The organism is Streptomyces sp. NPDC028305 (genome assembly GCF_055569495.1).
This window is the reverse complement of sequence record NZ_JBVHTN010000001.1, coordinates 280771-299481: the sequence shown is the minus strand read 5'-3', so window position 1 is coordinate 299481 and position 18711 is coordinate 280771. Positions and strand designations below refer to the sequence as shown.

16 protein-coding genes are annotated in these 18711 nt (G+C 71.6%); 14 read left to right on the top strand and 2 right to left on the bottom strand.

Annotation, left to right across the window (positions count from 1 at the left end):
- Entirely contained in the window at window positions 1-633 is a 633-nt protein-coding gene (locus ACZ4WQ_RS01360; RefSeq protein ID WP_398370202.1) for a TIGR03085 family metal-binding protein, read from the bottom strand.
- A 156-nt stretch (window positions 634-789) separates the two neighbouring features.
- Window positions 790-1779, bottom strand: a complete 990-nt coding sequence (locus tag ACZ4WQ_RS01355) for a hypothetical protein (protein ID WP_358846031.1) — start codon at window positions 1777-1779, stop codon at window positions 790-792.
- A gap of 109 nt (window positions 1780-1888) precedes the next feature.
- Between ACZ4WQ_RS01355 and hisI the strand changes: the two genes are divergently transcribed.
- From hisI to ACZ4WQ_RS01285, 14 genes are all read left to right on the top strand, one after another.
- A complete protein-coding gene (hisI, locus tag ACZ4WQ_RS01350; RefSeq protein ID WP_311724807.1) occupies window positions 1889-2254 on the top strand; it encodes a phosphoribosyl-AMP cyclohydrolase in 366 nt (121 codons plus the stop codon).
- 11 nt (window positions 2255-2265) lie between these two features.
- Window positions 2266-3780, top strand: coding sequence for an anthranilate synthase component I (locus ACZ4WQ_RS01345; protein WP_358846030.1), 1515 nt, complete (start codon window positions 2266-2268; stop codon window positions 3778-3780).
- A 117-nt stretch (window positions 3781-3897) separates the two neighbouring features.
- Entirely contained in the window at window positions 3898-4578 is a 681-nt protein-coding gene (locus ACZ4WQ_RS01340) for a TIGR02234 family membrane protein (protein WP_311724809.1), read from the top strand.
- Between the two features lie 151 nt (window positions 4579-4729).
- A complete protein-coding gene (locus ACZ4WQ_RS01335; protein ID WP_385339329.1) occupies window positions 4730-4981 on the top strand; it encodes an HGxxPAAW family protein in 252 nt (83 codons plus the stop codon).
- A 171-nt stretch (window positions 4982-5152) separates the two neighbouring features.
- Window positions 5153-5596, top strand: coding sequence for a DUF2752 domain-containing protein (locus ACZ4WQ_RS01330; protein WP_468021907.1), 444 nt, complete (start codon window positions 5153-5155; stop codon window positions 5594-5596).
- 201 nt (window positions 5597-5797) lie between these two features.
- Entirely contained in the window at window positions 5798-6607 is an 810-nt protein-coding gene (gene trpC / locus ACZ4WQ_RS01325; protein ID WP_358846028.1) for an indole-3-glycerol phosphate synthase TrpC, read from the top strand.
- A 7-nt stretch (window positions 6608-6614) separates the two neighbouring features.
- The gene (gene trpM / locus ACZ4WQ_RS01320; protein ID WP_385339336.1) at window positions 6615-6764 is read left to right on the top strand and encodes a tryptophan biosynthesis modulator TrpM; all 150 of its coding nucleotides are present in this window, start codon (window positions 6615-6617) and stop codon (window positions 6762-6764) included.
- 831 nt (window positions 6765-7595) lie between these two features.
- Window positions 7596-8828, top strand: a complete 1233-nt coding sequence (gene trpB, locus ACZ4WQ_RS01315; protein WP_358846027.1) for a tryptophan synthase subunit beta — start codon at window positions 7596-7598, stop codon at window positions 8826-8828.
- On the top strand, window positions 8828-9637 hold the full coding sequence (gene trpA, locus ACZ4WQ_RS01310; protein ID WP_311724814.1) for a tryptophan synthase subunit alpha: 810 nt from the start codon (window positions 8828-8830) through the stop codon (window positions 9635-9637). The genes trpB and trpA overlap by 1 nt, the downstream gene beginning before the upstream one ends.
- A 55-nt stretch (window positions 9638-9692) precedes the next feature.
- Window positions 9693-10451 (top strand): DsbA family protein, encoded by a 759-nt coding sequence (locus ACZ4WQ_RS01305; protein WP_311725048.1) that lies wholly within the window; start codon window positions 9693-9695, stop codon window positions 10449-10451.
- Window positions 10452-10519: 68 nt separating this feature from the next.
- Window positions 10520-11461, top strand: coding sequence for a prolipoprotein diacylglyceryl transferase (gene lgt / locus ACZ4WQ_RS01300; protein ID WP_468021906.1), 942 nt, complete (start codon window positions 10520-10522; stop codon window positions 11459-11461).
- A gap of 179 nt (window positions 11462-11640) precedes the next feature.
- Window positions 11641-12372: a VIT1/CCC1 transporter family protein gene (locus ACZ4WQ_RS01295; protein WP_311724816.1), complete on the top strand. Its 732-nt coding sequence runs from the start codon at window positions 11641-11643 to the stop codon at window positions 12370-12372.
- 296 nt (window positions 12373-12668) lie between these two features.
- Complete coding sequence (gene gltB, locus ACZ4WQ_RS01290; protein ID WP_468021905.1) at window positions 12669-17222, top strand: glutamate synthase large subunit; 4554 nt, start codon at window positions 12669-12671, stop codon at window positions 17220-17222.
- Entirely contained in the window at window positions 17215-18675 is a 1461-nt protein-coding gene (locus ACZ4WQ_RS01285; protein ID WP_358846025.1) for a glutamate synthase subunit beta, read from the top strand. Before gltB ends, ACZ4WQ_RS01285 begins: the two co-directional genes overlap by 8 nt.
- The last annotated feature ends 36 nt before the right edge of the window (window positions 18676-18711 follow it).

Genomic DNA, 18711 nt, shown 5'->3' with positions numbered 1-18711 from the left:
CTAGAGGCCCAGCTTCGCGGTCTGGAGCGTGGCCACCGCCTCCTTGTCGCCCTCCAGCTCGACCCGGGCGACGTCCTGGCGGCCGAACAGAAAGACCGCCAGCTCTGCCGGTTCCGCGGTGACCGTGACCACCGGGGTGCCCCGGTGCGCCACCACCGTACGGCCGTCCGGGCGGCGCAGCACCAGGCCGACCGGGGACTTGCGGCCCACCACCTTGGCGATCCGCTCGACCCGGGACCACAGCGCGTCGGCGAAGACCGGGTCGATCTCGCGCGGCTGCCAGTTCGGCTGGGCCCGGCGGACGTCCTCGGCGTGCACATAGAACTCGACGGTGTTGGCCGCCTCGTCCACCTGCTTGACGGCGAACGGCGAGCTCCGCGGCGGGCCCTCGCGGAACAGCCGGACCAGCTCCGCGTACGGCTTCGCCGCGAACTCGGCCTGCACCCGGTCCAGCCGCTTGGCGAGCGGCTTGAGCAGCAGACCGGCGGCCGCGTCGGCGCGGCGCTCGCGCACGACCAGATGGGCGGCGAGGTCCTGGGTGGTCCAGCCCTCGCACAGCGTCGGGGCCTCGGGGCCTGCGGTCTCCAACAGGTCGGCCAGGAGCAGCCGTTCGCGCCTCGCGTGAGTGGACATACCGCCCACCCTACGACCGCCCCTCGGCCCCCGCCACTGGCACGCCGTGCCATCGCGCGCCCGGGGTGCCTCCGGGACGCCCCCGGAGCCACCCCGGATGAGGCCACGTCAGCCGTCAGCCGTCAGCCCGTCAGCCCGTCAGCAGCCGTCAGTCCGTCAGCCCGGAAGCGGCTTGCTCAGCTTCTTGCCGCCCGGGCCCGAGCTGAGCGTCAGAGCGCAGGAGACCTGGTCCTCGCCCTGGATCCGATAGGTGCCCAGCGCCGGGTACAGCGCGTAGTAGTAATACATCCGGCCGTCGTTCGGTATGGACTTCAGTCGTTTCTTGGCGTCCGTCTCGCACAGCGTGAGCGCCTTGTCCTGGATCTCCTTCTCGGTGGAGAAGTCCCCGGTCAGGGTCTCGTTGGCGACCACCTCGCCGTCATGCGGGCTGCTGCACCCCCGCTTCTCGATCTTCGTCACGCTGCTGTCCAGCGCGGGGTGGTCGAAGCACTCACCGGGCTTGAGCACCGCATACGGCACCAGGTCGCCGGGGTCCGCGGAGTCGGAGGACGAGGCCGAGGGGGACGTGCCGTCGTCGGGGACGTCGCTGCCGCCGCCCAGCGGCGCGCCCTGCCCGGGGTCGGCCGAGCCGGACCCTTCGTCGGAGGGGGAGGCGGACGCCGACGGGGAGGACGAGGCCGAGGCGGACGGAGAGCCCGAAGGGGAGCCCGACGACTTCGTGTCGTTGGACGCCTCGTTCTTGTCGCCGCTGTCCCGTGTGGCGAGGACGATTCCCCCGATGACCAGCGCGCCCGCCACCACCGCGGCGATGGCGATCGCCGCCGTCCTGGAGTTGCGGCCCGGCGGGGGCGGGGGCGGAGGCGGCAGTGAACCTGGAGGATAGGCACCGGGGGGAAGCGCGCCGGGGGGCTGGAACGCGCCGGGCGGGAGCGCACCGGAAGGCGGTGCGCCGGGCGGCAGCGCGGGGGAGGGCGGCCCGAAGCCGCCCGACGGCGGCAGCTGGCCCTGCGGCGCGGGCGGGCCGGGCTGTGTGGGCGGCCCGAAGCCCTGCTCGGGAGGTGGTCCGAAGCCCTGCTCCGGCGGTGGCCCGAACCCCCCGCCGTTTCCAGGCCGGTTGGGATCGTTCGGCGACGGCGGAAACGTCATGCCCGAAGCATGCCCCATCCCACCGACATCCGAGCCATCGGGATCCCACGCGCGCCCGGCGCCCCGGCGCGCGGCCCGGCCCCGGGCTCCGGGAGTGCAGAATGGTCGCATGACCGGCTCAGACCGCCCCTCCGCCCTCGACCCGGCCCTCGCCGCCCGCCTCAAGCGCAACGCCGACGGTCTCGTCCCCGCCATCGCCCAGCAGTACGACACCGGCGAGGTGCTGATGCTCGGCTGGATGGACGACGAGGCGCTGCACCGCACCCTCACCACCGGCCGCTGCACCTACTGGAGCCGCAGCCGCCAGGAGTACTGGGTCAAGGGCGACACCTCGGGCCACATCCAGTTGGTCAAGTCCGTCGCCCTCGACTGCGATGCCGACACCGTTCTGGTCAAGGTCGACCAGGTCGGCGCGGCCTGCCACACCGGCGACCGCACCTGCTTCGATTCCGACGTCCTGCCGCTCGGCCAGTAGGCTCGCCAGCCATGACTCAGGCTGCGCACACGATGGACCTCGAGACCTTTCGCAAGCTGGCGGCCGACCGCCGTGTCATCCCCGTCAGCCGGAAGCTGCTGGCGGACGGCGACACCCCGGTCGGGCTGTACCGCAAGCTCGCCGCCGAGCGCCCCGGCACGTTCCTCCTGGAGTCCGCCGAGAACGGCCGGTCCTGGTCCCGCTACTCCTTCATCGGTGTACGCAGCGCCGCCACCCTCACCGAGCGCGACGGCCGCACGCACTGGCTGGGCACCCCGCCCGTCGGCGTCCCCACCGAGGGCGACCCGCTCGAGGCGCTGCGCGCCACCATCGAGACCCTGCACACCCCGCGCGACCTCGGCGGGCTGGTCCATCTGCCGCCGTTCACCGGCGGCATGGTCGGCTACCTCGGCTACGACATCGTGCGCCGCCTGGAGAAGATCGGCGAGAGCGGCCGGGACGATCTGCGGCTGCCCGAGCTGACCATGCTGCTCACCTCGGACCTCGCCGTACTCGACCACTGGGACGGCACCGTCCTGCTGATCGCCAACGCGATCAACCACAACGACCTCGACACGGGAGTCGACGCGGCCTACGCGGACGCGGTGGCGCGCCTCGACGCGATGGCCGCCGACCTCGCCCGCCCCGTCCCCACGGGCCCCACCGCCCTGCCGGCCTCCGAGCTCCCCGAGTACACCGCGCTGTGGGGCGGGCCGGACTTCATGGCGGCCGTCGAGGACATCAAGGAGCGCATCCGCGCGGGCGAGGCGTTCCAGGTCGTGCCCTCCCAGCGGTTCGAGACGCCCTGCGAGGCGAGCGCCCTGGACGTCTACCGCGTGCTGCGGGCCACCAACCCGAGCCCGTATATGTACCTCTTGCGCTTCGAGGGGTTCGACGTCGTGGGCTCCAGCCCCGAAGCGCTGGTCAAGGTCGAGGACGGGCAGGCGATGGTGCACCCGATCGCGGGCACGCGCCCGCGCGGGGCCACCCCGCAGGAGGACGCCGCCCTCGCCGACGAGCTCCTCGCCGACCCCAAGGAGCGCGCCGAGCACCTCATGCTCGTCGACCTCGGGCGCAACGACCTCGGCCGGGTCTGCGAGCCCGGCAGCGTCGAGGTCGTCGACTTCATGTCGGTCGAGCGCTACAGCCATGTCATGCACATCGTCTCCACCGTGACCGGCACGCTCGCCGAGGGCCGCACGGCCTTCGACGTGCTCACCGCCTGCTTCCCCGCGGGCACCCTCTCCGGCGCCCCCAAGCCGCGCGCCATGCAGATCATCGAGGAGCTGGAGCCGAGCCGCCGCGGCCTGTACGGGGGATGCGTCGGCTATCTCGACTTCGCGGGCGACTCCGACACCGCGATCGCGATCCGTACGGCGCTGCTGCGGGACGGGACGGCATACGTCCAGGCCGGCGCGGGGATCGTCGCCGACTCCGACCCGGTGGCGGAGGACGCGGAGTGCCGGAACAAGGCGGCGGCGGTGCTGCGGGCCGTGCACACGGCGGGACGGCTGGAGCGGGGCTGACGTTTAGGGTCGGCTGATGTTCTGGAGCGGGGCTGACGTTCCGGGTGTCCGGCGTCGAATCAGGCATACCGTATCCCCGCGACGGGGCTGTCCGACCCGTGGGGGATAGTGGTACGCGTGAGCGCAGCAGCCGTACCCCAGCCCCGGGCCCATCACGAGCCCACCGCCTCAGCCGCGCGCGGCCGTAGACGCAGCCTCGGCATAGCGCTGCTGTCCGGCGCGCTCGGCGCCGCACTCGTCCTGCTGGCCACCAGCCGTACCTGGGCCAAGGGCACGGCCGCGGTCGCCCAAGGCACCCTGCCGCAGCGTGCGAACGGCGACGACATCACGGGGCTGCCCGGAGCGCTGGCCATCGTCGGCCTCGCCGCGCTCGTCGCGGTGTTCGCCGTCAGCCGCCTCGGCCGCTACGCCGTCTCCGGGCTGCTGGCCCTCAGCGGGGCGGGGATCGTGGTCAGCGCGATGCTGGGCGCGTCCGACAAGGCGGCGCTCGAGGAGAAGGCGTCCAAGGCGACCGGCCTGGCCGACAGCGCCATCCACGACGTGGCGTACACCCCGTGGCCCTGGGTCGCCATGGTGGGCGGGCTGCTGCTGCTGCTCGCCGGGGTGCTCGCGCTGGGCTACGGCCGCCACTGGCCCGCCATGTCCGGCCGCTACGAGCGCGCGGGCGGTGGGGAGAGCCACGGCGCGGCGGCGCGGGCGCGGCGCGGAGGGTCCGCGGCGGATCCGGAGCGGCCCGAGGAGCTGTGGAAGGCCCTCGACCGCGGCGAGGACCCGACGGAGCGGGCGGATTCGGCCTGAGCGGTTTGGCCGGCCCCGGCCCGGCCCCGGCCCGGCCCCGGTCTGAGCGGTACCCCCGCTCAAGGCGGTTTCGCGCGTCGGGGACAATGACGTGGGAGCGTTCGCCCCGCGCGCCCGGGACCCGGGGGCAGTAGAGCAACGAGGAGTATTCATGGCGGGTAACAACCACGGACACACCCCGGCCGCCTGGACCGGCGTCACCATCGCCTTCATCGGCTTCTGTGTCGCAGGCGCGTTCGTCGTGCTGGCCAACCCGATCGGCTTCTGGGCGGGCATGGTCGTGGTGGCCCTCGGCGGCGTCGTCGGCGTGGCGATGCGCGCGGCAGGCCTCGGGCAGGCGCCGAAGCGGCAGCCGCAGGGCCAGCCGCAGGGCCAGCCGCAGCCGCAGGCGCAGACCCAGTAGTAGGCCGGGGCTGGGCTGGACGGGGCGGGGTGCGGGGCTGAGGCGACCCGCCTGATCCGTCTTGAGATGTGGCGCGGGGTCCGGTGTGCGTCCTCCGGAGTACGTCCGTACGGAGGCGGGTACGCGGGCCCTGAGCTGCGCCTTCGTGTATCCGCGGGGAGACTCGGCGATGTGACCGAGGAAACACCCGCGCCGTCGGATGGCCCTGGGGCCGGGCTTGTGGGTCGGCTGGGCGCTCCCGTGGGGGTGCTCGCGGCGGTCCTGGCCGCCTTCGCCTTCGTCGGGCTCGTCGACCCCAACGAGCCGGGCCACTACCCCGCCTGCCCGCTGCTGAGGCTCACCGGCGTGTACTGCCCCGGCTGCGGCGGGCTGCGCAGCGCGTACGCGGTCGCCCATGGGGAGCCGCTCACCGCGCTCGGGGCCAACGCGCTCGCCGTCCTCGGCTACCTCGGGTTCGCCGTGGTGTGGCTGCGGTGGTTCGCGGACTGCGCACGGGGGCGGACGGCGGGGCCGGTCGTGCCGCTGAGGGTCGTGCACGGGTGGCTGCTGTCCGGGGCGGTTCTGGGTTTCACCGTTATCCGGAACTTCCCCTTCGGAAGTTTCCTAACTCCGTGACCGTAGACAATGGAAGTAGGCGGATGTTCCGCATCGGCTTTGGGAAGGTCGAATGCGCAGGTCCGCGTCAACCGGATGCGAGACCTCGGTCCGTCGGCAGCTACCATCGCAGTGCCTGGTGAAGTGCTCGCCTCCGAATGGACGCCTGCTGCGCCAGTAGTGATCAGAAGCTTCATCCCCGTCTGGAAGGGGGCCGCTCGCGTGAGTGTGCTCGACGAGATCATCGACGGAGTCCGTGCCGACCTCGCGGAGCGGCAGGCGCGCGTCACCCTCGACGAGCTCAAGGAGCGGGCCGCCAAGGCACCCCAGGCCAAGGACGGGGTCGCCGCGCTCAAGGGCGACAGCGTCAAGGTGATCTGCGAGGTCAAGCGCTCCAGCCCGTCCAAGGGCGCGCTCGCCGCGATCGCCGACCCGGCCGGGCTCGCCGCGGACTACGAGGCGGGCGGCGCGGCGGTCATCAGCGTGCTGACCGAGCAGCGGCGCTTCGGCGGATCGCTGGCCGACCTTGAGGCGGTGCGGGCGAAGGTCGACATTCCGGTGCTCCGGAAGGACTTCATCGTCACCTCGTACCAGTTGTGGGAGGCGCGGGCGTACGGCGCGGATGTCGCGCTGCTCATCGTGGCCGCGCTGGACCAGGAGGCGCTGGTCTCGCTCATCGAGCGTGCCGAGTCGATCGGGTTGACGCCGCTGGTCGAGGTGCACGACGAGGAAGAGGTCGCGCGGGCGGTGGACGCGGGGGCGCGGGTGATCGGCGTCAACGCGCGGAACCTGAAGACGCTCCAGGTGGACCGCGGGACGTTCGCGCGCGTCGCGCCGGAGATCCCGGACCACATGGTGAAGGTCGCGGAGTCGGGCGTGCGCGGGCCGCACGACCTGATCGCCTACGCGAACGACGGGGCGGACGCCGTGCTGGTCGGCGAGTCGCTGGTCACCGGCCGGGACCCGAAGGGCGCGGTCGCGGACCTGGTCGCGGCGGGTGCGCATCCGGCGCTGCGGCACGGGCGGGACTGAGGCCCTCATGGACACGTACGCGCGCTTGGCCCGGGGGTGCCGCCCCCGAGGCTGCCGCGCGCCCGCGAGGCGGGTGCGGGGGCGGCGCGTGCGATACCACATCGGCTGCGAGCCTGGCCAGGTCAATGGGCGCCGATGGCGCGGCGGGGTGCGCTGAGGGTTCGTGGATCGGTGCCGGGGGCGGGGCCTTAAGGGGCTGTCACCCTGGACCGCATATTTACGGCGCCGGTGCCCGGAAGCGTTGCCTTACCCGGAACTTGGCGCCACACATATGCGTAAGCGTCCAGGGCACCACCCCTGCACCCCCACCCCCTCCCGCCGGTGACCCCGGCCAAGGCCTGAGCAGCGCCGGGACGGGTGGGTCGCCTCAGCGGCGAGCATGGCCGGTTGACTGGCCCCCTCGTCGTCTGAGGCGTACCCAGGGGGCCTCCCTCCGTTCGTGCCGTCCACGGCGGCCCTGCCTCCGACGGCGCCCCGCCACCTGCCCGTAGCCACCAGCCACCGCTGGCGTCTGGGGCGGAGCCCCGGGGAGCGTCCGGTCCGCAGCCCTTGGCTGTAAGCCGGCTCTGCGGCCTTGCCCGGCTACCGCTGGGGTCTGGGGCGGAGCCCTCGGCTTCTCCGGTGGGCGGCGGCCCTGCCGTCGGTGGGGTCCGGGGGCGTAGCCCTTGGCCGTGCGCCGGTTCTGCGGTCCCGCTGCCGGCGGGGTCTGGGGCGGAGCCCCCCGCGCGGCGGAGCCGCACATCGGCAGGGGCCGGGAAGGGGCGGGTCAGGGGAAAGCCCACCGCGCCCCCGAGCGCCCGCAGCCCTCGCGCCGTCCACCGGTCCTGCCGCCTCTCCCGGCTACCGCCGGGGGCTGGGGGCGCGACCCCAGTTGCGGGAAGGGGCGGGTAGGGAAAAACCCCCGGACCCCCGACCGCGCGCAGCGATCATCGTGTCGTTTGTCCGTTATGACTTGTGGGGCATCCGCCCCGACTGAGGAGTACGTCAGATGCCGTCTGGCTTCTTTGTCCCGGACCCGGAGGGTCAGGTCCCCACCGCCGAGGGGTATTTCGGCGCCTTCGGTGGCAAGTTCATCCCCGAGGCGCTGGTCGCCGCGGTCGATGAGGTTGCCGCCGAGTACGACAAGGTGAAGGGCGATCCGACCTTCGCCGCCGAGTTCGAGGATCTGCTGGTCAACTACACGGGGCGGCCCAGCGCCCTGACCGAGGTGCCGCGGTTCGCCGAGCACGCGGGCGGCGCGCGGGTCTTTCTGAAGCGGGAGGACCTCAACCACACCGGATCGCACAAGATCAACAACGTGCTGGGCCAGGCGCTGCTCGCCAGGCGCATGGGCAAGACCCGGGTGGTGGCCGAGACCGGGGCCGGGCAGCACGGCGTGGCCACGGCCACCGCGTGTGCGCTGTTCGGGCTCGAGTGTGTGATCTACATGGGTGAGATCGACACCGAGCGCCAGGCGCTGAACGTCGCGCGGATGCGGATCCTGGGCGCCGAGGTGATCGCCGTGAAGACCGGCAGCCGGACGCTGAAGGACGCGATCAACGAGGCGTTCCGCGACTGGGTGGCCAATGTGGACCGCACGCACTATCTGTTCGGGACCGCGGCCGGACCGCACCCGTTCCCGGCGCTGGTGCGTGACTTCCACCGGGTGATCGGCGTGGAGGCGCGGCGGCAGATCCTGGAGCGGGTCGGCCGGCTGCCGGACGCGGTCGCGGCGTGTGTGGGGGGCGGCTCCAATGCCATTGGGCTTTTCCACGCCTTTCTGCCGGACGACTCCGTGCGGCTGTTCGGCTTCGAGCCGGCCGGGCACGGCGTGGAGACAGGGGAGCACGCGGCCACGCTGACCAAGGGGGAGCCGGGGATTCTGCACGGGTCCCGGTCGTATGTGCTCCAGGACGAGGACGGGCAGATCCTGGAGCCGTACTCGATCTCGGCCGGTCTGGACTACCCGGGGGTCGGCCCGGAGCACGCGTATCTGAAGGATTCGGGGCGGGCCGAGTACCGGGCGGTCACCGACGACGCCGCGATGCAGGCGATGCGGCTGCTGTCCCGCACCGAGGGGATCATTCCGGCGATCGAGAGCGCACACGCGCTGGCGGGGGCGCTCGAGGTGGGGCGTGAGCTGGGGAGCGACGGGCTGGTGCTGGTCAATCTGTCGGGCCGTGGCGACAAGGACATGGACACGGCGGCGCGGTATTTCGGGCTCTACGAGGGAGAGAAGTGATGAGCGCAGAGCTGCTGGGGTCCGTGCTGGCGAAGGCCAAGGCGGAGGGGCGCGCGGCGCTCATCGGCTATATGCCCGCCGGCTATCCGACCGTCGACGACGCGGTGCGGGCGATGACGGCGATGGTCGAGGGCGGCTGCGATGTCATCGAGGTCGGCCTGCCGTACAGCGACCCGGTGCTGGACGGCCCGGTCATCCAGACCGCCGACGACATCGCGCTGCGGGGCGGACTTCGCATCCGCGATGTGATCCGTACGGTCGGCGAGGTGCATGCGGCTACGGGGGCGCCCGTTCTGTGCATGACGTACTGGAACCCGGTGGACCGGTACGGCGTCGAGCGGTTCGCCGCCGATCTGGCCGCGGTGGGCGGATCGGGCTGCATCCTGCCGGATCTGCCGGTCCAGGAGTCGGAGGCGTGGCGGAAGGCCGCCGAGCAGCACGGCCTGGCCACGGTCTTCGTGGTGGCGCCGAGCAGCGCTGACGAGCGGCTGGCGAAGATCACCGCGGCGGGCAGCGGCTTTGTGTACGCGGCCTCGATCATGGGGGTGACCGGCACCCGGGAATCGGTGGGGCAGGGGGCGCGGGTGCTGGTGGAGCGCACTCGCGCGACGACCTCGCTGCCGGTGTGCGTGGGGCTGGGGGTGTCCAACGCCCGGCAGGCCGCCGAGGTGGCCGAGTACGCGGACGGCGTCATCGTGGGCACGGCGTTTGTGCGGCGGCTGATGGACGCCGAGGACCTGGAGGCGGGTCTGACGGCCGTCCGGGCGCTGGCGGGTGAGCTGGCGGACGGCGTTCGCGTCCCCCGATAGAGGGAATACGGGGCGGAGGAGCTCAGTGGGGCTCCTCCGCCTCGTTGTCGAGGGCGTGAGCGAGAAAAACCGTGTGGGTAAGAGCAGCGCCCGGGAGCGGCTGCGGGAACAGCGAGAGAAGGACCGGATCCGCGCCAAGCGGCGCCGCGGCATGGGGGTGGCCGGGGCGGTCGTGGCCGTGCTCGGGGTGGCCGCCGGGGTGGGCATGGTCGCCACCAGGACCGGCGGGGACGCGAAGTCCGGGGGCGCGGCGGTCGCCCCCCGGGGCGCGAGCGGCACCGTGATCCCGACGGGGAAGGCGAGCGCGGAGAAGACGCTGACCGTGTACGAGGACTTCCGCTGTCCCGGGTGCAAGCAGTTCGAGGACGTGTTCCGTACGACCGTGCACCAGCTTCAGGACAAGGGGCGGCTGAAGGTGCGCTACCACCTGGTGACGATCATCGACGGGAACCTGGGCGGCACCGGCTCGCTGACCGCGGCGAACGCGGCGGCCTGTGCGCAGGACGCCGGGAAGTATGTGGCGTACCACGATGTGCTCTACAAGAACCAGCCGTCGGAGACCAAGGACACATACGCGGACAAGTCGAAGCTGATCAAGCTGGCGGGCAAGGTCCCGGGGCTGGACACCAAGACCTTCCGCGGCTGTGTGGAGGAGGGCCGGCACGACGCGTGGGTGCGGAAGTCCAATGACGGCTTCGCCCGCTCGGGCTACAGCTCGACGCCGACCGTTCTCCTGGAGGGGAAGTCGATCTACGGCGATCCGAACAAGCCGCTGAGCCCGCGGAAGCTCAAGCGGATGGTCGTCAAGGGCTAGAGTTATCCAGCCGTTGCGCCGGGTGGGTTGCCGCATCCGCCGCTCGGCAAGGTAGCGTCGACTCTGACATGGACCTCGCATACATTCCCAGCCCGTCGTCCGGCGTGATCTACCTTGGCCCGATCCCGCTGCGCGGCTATGCCTTCTGCATCATCATCGGTGTCTTCGTGGCGGTCTGGCTCGGCGGCCGACGCTGGGTCGCCCGAGGTGGCCGGGTCGGCACGGTCGCCGACATCGCCGTGTGGGCGGTGCCCTTCGGCCTCGTCGGCGGCCGGCTGTATCACGTCATCACCGACTACGAGCTGTATTTCACCGACGGCCGCGACTGGGTGGACGCCTTCAAGATCTGGGAGGGCGGCCTCGGGATCTGGGGCGCGATCGCGATGGGCGCGCTCGGCGCCTGGATCGGCTGCCGGCGCCGGGGGATCCCGCTCCCGGCGTGGGCCGACGCGGTCGCGCCGGGGATCGCCTTCGCCCAGGCGATCGGCCGCTGGGGCAACTGGTTCAACCAGGAGCTGTACGGCGAGAAGACCGATCTGCCCTGGGGCCTGAAGATCGACGCGGACCCGGGGATAGGGCGGGTGGCCGGTACATACCAGCCGACGTTCCTGTACGAGTCGCTGTGGTGCGTCGGTGTGGCGCTGCTGGTGATCTGGGCGGACCGGAAGTTCAAGCTCGGACACGGCCGGGCGTTCGCGCTGTATGTCGCCGCGTATACGGTGGGCCGCTTCTGGGTGGAGTACATGCGGGTGGACACCGCCCATCATGTGCTGGGCATGCGGCTGAACAACTGGACGGCGATCTTCGTCTTCCTGGCGGCGGTGGCCTACATGGTGATCTCCGCGAAGAAGTCTCCCGGCCGGGAGGAGATCGTGGAGCCCGCCGCGGTGGCCGAGGGCGAGCAGGCCGCTGAGGACGGTGGCGCCGAGAAGCAGGCCGAGGCGGAGGACGGTGGCGCCGAGAAGACCGCCGCGGCCGAGCCGGCCGAACCGGCCGAACCTGCCAAGTAGTGTTCCCGGAAAGGCCGCCGGACCCGCCCGGGTTCGGCGGCCTTTCGTATTTCCGCAGGTCAGCGAGGTAAGTTCGGCCTTCCTTGCTGGCGGGGACAAGGAATTCGTGCGTACCTTCGAGCTGTTGGGATGAGGGCGGCCACGCCCGCACCCCCCTCGAAGGGAGCGCAGTATCCATCATGTCTGTCATCGCGAGCACCGAACCGCCGCACATCGCACACCGTGACAACCACACCCACCGCGATGTGAACGGCGGCTGGCTGCGGCCGGCCGTGTTCGGCGCCATGGACGGTCTGGTCTCCAATCTCGCGCTGATGACCGGTGTGGCGGGCGGCGCCGTGGACCGGCAGACGATCGTGATCACCGGGCTGGCGGGGCTCGCCGCCGGCGCGTTCTCGATGGCGGCCGGGGAGTACACCTCCGTGGCCTCCCAGCGCGAGCTGGTGGAGGCCGAGCTGGAGGTCGAGCGGGTCGAGCTGCGCAAGCACCCCGTGGACGAGCTGGAGGAGCTGGCGGCGCTGTACGAGTCGCGGGGCGTGGAGCCCGGGCTGGCGCGCCAGGTGGCCGAGCAGCTGTCCAGGGACCCGGAGCAGGCGCTGGAGATACACGCCCGCGAGGAGCTGGGCATCGACCCGGACGATCTGCCGTCGCCGCTGGTGGCGGCGGTGTCCTCGTTCGGCTCCTTCGCTCTGGGCGCGCTGCTGCCGCTGCTGCCCTATCTGCTGGGGGCGTCGGCGCTGTGGCCGGCCGTGGTGCTGGCGATGATCGGGCTGTTCGCGTGCGGTGCGGTGGTGGCGCGGGTGACGGCCCGTAGCTGGTGGTTCAGCGGACTGCGACAGCTGGCGCTGGGTGGCGCGGCCGCCGGTGTGACATATGCCTTGGGCATACTCTTTGGCACGGCCGTGGGTTGATTTACCATACGGCGAGCCGCAAGATTGCGCCGTAACTCGACGGTTTCAATCCGTTTACCAACGGGCATAACGCCGGAGCGCCGCGGGCAACGTCGCCCGCTTCGCGCTCCCGGCGGGGTGATCTTTTGATCCCCCTTGCCTCACTTCATCCCTCGTGCCCGGTGTCCGCATGATGGAACGTGCTATCCGCTTCCCGAGAAGCGACCCATCATGTAACCTGCACGAAAATTTCTTGGCGGAGGGCCAGCGTCGTCCCTCGGCACACCCAAATGCCGTAGACGACGACGGGAGAGCCGATGCGCTCCGCATCCCACCCCGCCCGACAGGGGATGTACGACCCGCGCGATGAGCACGACGCCTGTGGCGTCGGCTTCGTGGCGACCCTCACCGGCGAGGCCAGCCATGAGCTCGTGGAGCAGGCTCTGACCGTGCTGCGCAACCTTGAGCACCGCGGAGCCACCGGTGCCGACCCCCGGTCCGGTGACGGCGCGGGCATCCTCGTCCAGGTCCCGGACGCGTTCCTCCGGACGAGTGTCAGCGGGTTCGAGCTGCCCGAGGCCGGCTCGTACGCCGTGGGCATCGCGTTCCTCCCGGACGGCGAGGCCGACGCCGCCGCCGACCACATCGAGCGGATGGCCGCCGAGGAGGGCCTGACCGTCCTCGGCTGGCGCGAGGTCCCGGTCGCCCCCGACCTGCTCGGCGAGGCCGCCCGCTCCGTCATGCCCGCCTTCGCCCAGCTCTTCGTCGCCGACGGGGCCAGCAGCGGGCTGGCCCTGGACCGCAAGGCGTTCGTGCTGCGCAAGCGCGCCGAGCGGGAGGCCGGGGTCTACTTCCCCTCGCTGTCCTCGCGCACCCTGGTCTACAAGGGCATGCTGACCACCGGTCAGCTGGAGCCGTTCTTCCCCGACCTGTCCGACCGCCGCTTCGCCACGGCCGTCGCGCTGGTCCACTCGCGGTTCTCCACCAACACCTTCCCGAGCTGGCCGCTGGCCCACCCGTACCGCTTCGTCGCGCACAACGGCGAGATCAACACGGTCAAGGGCAACCGCAACTGGATGCGCGCCCGGGAGTCGCAGCTGGTCAGCGACCTGTTCGGGGACAAGAGCCTGGAGCGGATCTTCCCGATCTGCACCCCCGACGCCTCCGACTCCGCGACCTTCGACGAGGTCCTGGAGCTGCTCCACCTCGGTGGCCGCTCGCTGCCGCACAGCGTGCTGATGATGGTTCCCGAGGCCTGGGAGAACCACCCCTCCATGGACCCGGCGCGGCGCGCCTTCTACCAGTACCACTCCACGATGATGGAGCCCTGGGACGGCCCGGCCTGTGTCACCTTCACCGACGGCACCCAGGTCGGCGCGGTCCTCGACCGCAACGGTCTGCGGCCCGGGCGCTACTGGGTCACCGACGACGGCCTGGTCGTGCTCTCCTCCGAGGTCGGCGTGCTGGACCTCGACCCGGCCAGGGTGGTGCGCAAGGGCCGGCTCCAGCCGGGCCGGATGTTCCTGGTGGACACCGCCGAGCACCGCATCATCGAGGACGACGAGATCAAGGCCGAGCTGGCCGCCGAGCAGCCGTACGGCGACTGGCTGGAGGCCGGTCTGGTCGACCTGACCGACCTGCCCGAGCGCGAGCACATCGTGCACACCCACGCCTCGGTCACCCGCCGCCAGCAGACCTTCGGCTACACCGAGGAGGAGCTGCGCGTCATCCTGGCCCCGATGGCCAAGACTGGCGCCGAGCCGATCGGCTCGATGGGCACCGACTCCCCGATCGCCGCCCTCTCCGAGCGGCCGCGGCTGCTGTTCGACTACTTCACCCAGCTGTTCGCGCAGGTCACCAACCCGCCGCTGGACGCCATCCGCGAGGAGCTGGTCACCTCGCTGATCTCCTCGCTGGGCCCCCAGGGCAATCTGCTGGAGCCCACCCCGGCCGCCTGCCGCAGCGTCACCCTGCCCTTCCCGGTGATCGACAACGATGAGCTGGCCAAGCTCATCCACATCAACGCCGACGGCGACATGCCCGGCCTGAAGGCCGCGACCCTGTCGGGCCTGTACCGGGTCGGCGGGGGCGGCGAGGCGCTCGCCGCGCGCATCGCGGAGATCTGCGCCGAGGCCGACGCCGCCATCGAGGACGGCGCCCGGCTGATCGTGCTCTCCGACCGCCACTCGGACGCCGAGCACGCCCCGATCCCCTCCCTGTTGCTCACCTCAGCCGTCCACCACCACCTCATCGGCACCAAGCAGCGCACCCAGGTGGGCCTGCTGGTCGAGGCGGGCGACGTCCGCGAGGTGCACCATGTCGCGCTGCTCATCGGCTTCGGCGCCGCGGCCGTCAACCCGTACCTGGCGATGGAGTCGGTCGAGGACCTGGTCCGCGCCGGCACCTTCCTGCCGGGTGTCGAGGCCGAGACCGCGATCCGCAACCTGATCAAGGCGCTCGGCAAGGGTGTGCTGAAGGTGATGTCCAAGATGGGCATCTCCACCGTGGCCTCCTACCGCGGCGCGCAGGTCTTCGAGGCCGTCGGCCTGGACGAGTCCTTCGTGGACTCCTACTTCCACGGCACCGCCACCAAGATCGGCGGCGCCGACCTGGACGTCATCGCCCAGGAGGTCGCCGCCCGCCACGTCAAGGCGTACCCCGTCTCCGGCATCCCCTCCGCCCACCGGGCGCTGGAGATCGGCGGCGAGTACCAGTGGCGCCGCGAGGGCGAGCCGCACCTCTTCGACCCCGAGACGGTCTTCCGGCTCCAGCACTCCACCCGCTCCCGCCGCTACGACATCTTCAAGATGTACACCGAGCGGGTGAACGAGCAGTCCGAGCGGCTGATGACGCTGCGCGGCCTGTTCGCATTCAAGAACGACAAGAACGACCGGCCCTCGATCCCGATCGAGGAGGTCGAGTCCGTCAGCGAGATCGTCAAGCGCTTCTCCACCGGCGCCATGTCGTACGGCTCCATCTCCAAGGAGGCGCACGAGAACCTGGCGATCGCCATGAACCAGCTGGGCGCCAAGTCCAACACCGGCGAGGGCGGCGAGGACCCGGAGCGGCTGTACGACCCGGCGCGCCGCTCGGCGATCAAGCAGGTGGCCTCCGGCCGCTTCGGCGTCACCAGCGAGTACCTGGTCAACTCCGACGACATCCAGATCAAGATGGCGCAGGGCGCCAAGCCCGGTGAGGGCGGTCAGCTGCCCGGCCACAAGGTCTACCCGTGGGTCGCCAAGACCCGGCACTCCACCCCGGGCGTCGGCCTGATCTCCCCGCCGCCGCACCACGACATCTACTCCATCGAGGACCTCGCCCAGCTGATCCACGACCTGAAGAACGCCAACCCGAAGGCGCGCATTCACGTCAAGCTGGTCTCCGAGGTCGGCGTCGGCACCGTGGCCGCGGGCGTCAGCAAGGCGCACGCCGATGTGGTGCTGATCTCCGGCCACGACGGCGGCACCGGCGCCTCCCCGCTCACCTCGCTCAAGCACGCGGGCGGCCCCTGGGAGCTGGGCCTGGCCGAGACCCAGCAGACGCTGCTGCTCAACGGCCTGCGCGACCGCATCGTGGTGCAGACCGACGGCCAGCTGAAGACCGGCCGCGACGTGGTGATCGCCGCGCTGCTCGGCGCCGAGGAGTTCGGCTTCGCGACCGCCCCGCTGGTCGTCTCCGGCTGCGTGATGATGCGCGTGTGCCACCTGGACACCTGCCCGGTCGGCATCGCCACCCAGAACCCGGTGCTGCGCGAGCGGTTCGGCGGCAAGCCGGAGTTCGTGGTGAACTTCTTCGAGTTCATCGCCGAGGAGGTCCGCGAGCTCCTGGCCGAGCTGGGCTTCCGCACCCTGGACGAGGCCGTCGGCCACGCCGAACTGCTGGACACCAGCCGCGCGGTGCAGCACTGGAAGGCGCAGGGCCTGGACCTCGCCCCGCTGCTGTACGTCCCGGAGCTGCCCGAGGGCGCGGCGCGCCACCAGGTGGTGGGCCAGGACCACGGGCTGGAGAAGGCGCTGGACAACGAGCTGATCAAGCTCGCGGCCGACGCGCTGAACGCGGAGAGCGCCGAGGCGGCCCAGCCGGTCCGCGCCCAGGTCGCCATCCGCAACATCAACCGCACCGTGGGCACCATGCTCGGCCACGAGGTGACGAAGAAGTTCGGCGGCGCGGGCCTGCCCGAGGACGCCATCGACATCACCTTCACCGGCTCGGCCGGCCAGTCCTTCGGCGCGTTCCTGCCGCACGGTGTCACCCTGCGGCTGGAGGGCGACGCCAATGACTACGTCGGCAAGGGCCTGTCCGGCGGCCGGGTCATCGTCCGGCCGGACCGGGGCGCCGACCACCTCACCGAGTACTCCACCATCGCGGGCAACACCCTCGCGTACGGCGCCACCGGCGGCGAGATGTTCCTGCGCGGCAGCGTCGGCGAGCGGTTCTGCGTCCGCAACTCGGGCGCGACCGTGGTCTCCGAGGGCGCGGGCGACCACGGCTGCGAGTACATGACCGGCGGCCGGGCCGTGGTGCTCGGCCCGACGGGCCGCAACTTCGCGGCGGGCATGTCCGGCGGCATCGCCTATGTCGTCGACCTGGACCGGGACAACGTCAACGTCGGCAACGTCGAGGCGATCGAGGCGCTCGACGACACCGACCGGCCGTGGCTGCACGATGTGGTGCGCCGCCACCACGAGGAGACCGGCTCCACCGTCGCGGGTGCGCTGCTCGCCGACTGGGACGCCGCGCTCGCCCGCTTCAGCAAGATCATCCCCAGCACGTACAAGGCAGTGCTCGCCGCCAAGGACGCCGCCGAGCGAGCCGGGCTCTCCGAGTCCGAGACCACCGAGAAGATGATGGAGGCGGCGACCAATGGCTGATCCCAAGGGCTTTCTGAGCACGGACCGCGAGGTCGCCACGACCCGTCCGGTGGGCGAGCGCGTCCAGGACTGGAACGAGGTCTACGTCCCCGGCTCGCTGCTGCCGATCATCAGCAAGCAGGCCGGCCGCTGCATGGACTGCGGCATCCCGTTCTGCCACAACGGCTGTCCGCTCGGAAACCTGATCCCCGAGTGGAACGACTACGCCTACCGCGAGGACTGGCGGGAGGCCAGCGAGCGGCTGCACGCGACCAACAACTTCCCGGAGTTCACCGGGCGGCTGTGCCCCGCCCCGTGCGAGGCCGCGTGTGTGCTGGGCATCAACCAGCCCGCGGTGACCATCAAGAACGTCGAGGTCACCATCATCGACAAGGCCTGGGAGACGGGCGACGTCACCCCGCAGCCGCCCGAGCGGCTGTCCGGCAAGACCGTCGCCGTCATCGGCTCCGGGCCGGCCGGCCTGGCCGCCGCCCAGCAGCTGACCCGGGCCGGCCACACGGTCGCCGTGTACGAGCGCGCCGACCGCATCGGCGGGCTGCTGCGCTACGGCATCCCCGAGTTCAAGATGGAAAAGCGCCACATCAACCGCCGGATCGAGCAGATGCGCGCGGAGGGCACCAAGTTCCGCACCGGGGTGGAGATCGGCCGCGACATCGACGCCGCCAAGCTGCGCAAGCGCTATGACGCCGTGGTCATCGCGGCGGGCGCCACCACCGCCCGCGATCTGCCGGTGCCCGGGCGCCGGCTCAAGGGCGTGTACCAGGCCATGGAGTATCTGCCGCTGGCCAACAAGGTGCAGGAGGGCGACTATGTCACCGCCCCGATCAGCGCCGAGGGCAAGCACGTCGTGGTGATCGGCGGCGGCGACACCGGCGCGGACTGCGTCGGCACCGCCCACCGCCAGGGCGCCGCCTCGGTCACCCAGCTGGAGATCATGCCGCGCCCGGGCGAGGAGCGCTCCGCGGGCCAGCCCTGGCCGACCTTCCCGATGCTCTACAAGGTCACCTCGGCGCACGAGGAGGGCGGTGAGCGGGTGTACTCCGTCTCCACCACCCACTTCGAGGGCGACGAGGACGGCAATGTGCAGTGGCTCCACCTGACCGAGGTGGAGTTCAAGGACGGCAAGCTGGAGCAGCAGCCGGGCACCGAGCGGAAGATCCCGGCCCAGCTGGTCACCCTGGCCATGGGCTTCACCGGCACCGACCAGGAGAACGGCCTGGTCAAGCAGTTCGGCCTGGAGCTGGACGCGCGCGGCAACGTCGCCCGCGACGCGGAGTTCGCCACCAACGTCGACGGCGTCTTCGTGGCCGGCGACGCGGGCCGCGGCCAGTCGCTGATCGTCTGGGCCATCGCCGAGGGCCGCTCGGCCGCCCGCGGCGTGGACCGCTACCTGGCCGGAACCAGCGCGCTGCCCGCCCCGATCCGCCCGACCGACCGCTCGCTGACCGTCTGATCAGGTAACTCCTCAGGACTCCGCCCGTACAACGGC

Bases quoted from the DNA above. Each gene is read 5' to 3' on its own strand.
- ACZ4WQ_RS01295 (WP_311724816.1), top strand. From the start codon at position 11,641: ATGTCTGTCATCGCGAGCACCGAACCGCCGCACATCGCACACCGTGAC.
- ACZ4WQ_RS01360 (WP_398370202.1), bottom strand. From the start codon at position 633: ATGTCCACTCACGCGAGGCGCGAACGGCTGCTCCTGGCCGACCTGTTG.
- hisI (WP_311724807.1), top strand. From the start codon at position 1,889: ATGACCGGCTCAGACCGCCCCTCCGCCCTCGACCCGGCCCTCGCCGCC.
- ACZ4WQ_RS01285 (WP_358846025.1), top strand. From the start codon at position 17,215: ATGGCTGATCCCAAGGGCTTTCTGAGCACGGACCGCGAGGTCGCCACG.
- trpB (WP_358846027.1), top strand. From the start codon at position 7,596: ATGCCGTCTGGCTTCTTTGTCCCGGACCCGGAGGGTCAGGTCCCCACC.
- gltB (WP_468021905.1), top strand. From the start codon at position 12,669: ATGCGCTCCGCATCCCACCCCGCCCGACAGGGGATGTACGACCCGCGC.
- ACZ4WQ_RS01345 (WP_358846030.1), top strand. From the start codon at position 2,266: ATGACTCAGGCTGCGCACACGATGGACCTCGAGACCTTTCGCAAGCTG.
- trpA (WP_311724814.1), top strand. From the start codon at position 8,828: ATGAGCGCAGAGCTGCTGGGGTCCGTGCTGGCGAAGGCCAAGGCGGAG.
- trpM (WP_385339336.1), top strand. From the start codon at position 6,615: ATGGACACGTACGCGCGCTTGGCCCGGGGGTGCCGCCCCCGAGGCTGC.
- ACZ4WQ_RS01335 (WP_385339329.1), top strand. From the start codon at position 4,730: ATGGCGGGTAACAACCACGGACACACCCCGGCCGCCTGGACCGGCGTC.
- ACZ4WQ_RS01355 (WP_358846031.1), bottom strand. From the start codon at position 1,779: ATGACGTTTCCGCCGTCGCCGAACGATCCCAACCGGCCTGGAAACGGC.
- lgt (WP_468021906.1), top strand. From the start codon at position 10,520: ATGGACCTCGCATACATTCCCAGCCCGTCGTCCGGCGTGATCTACCTT.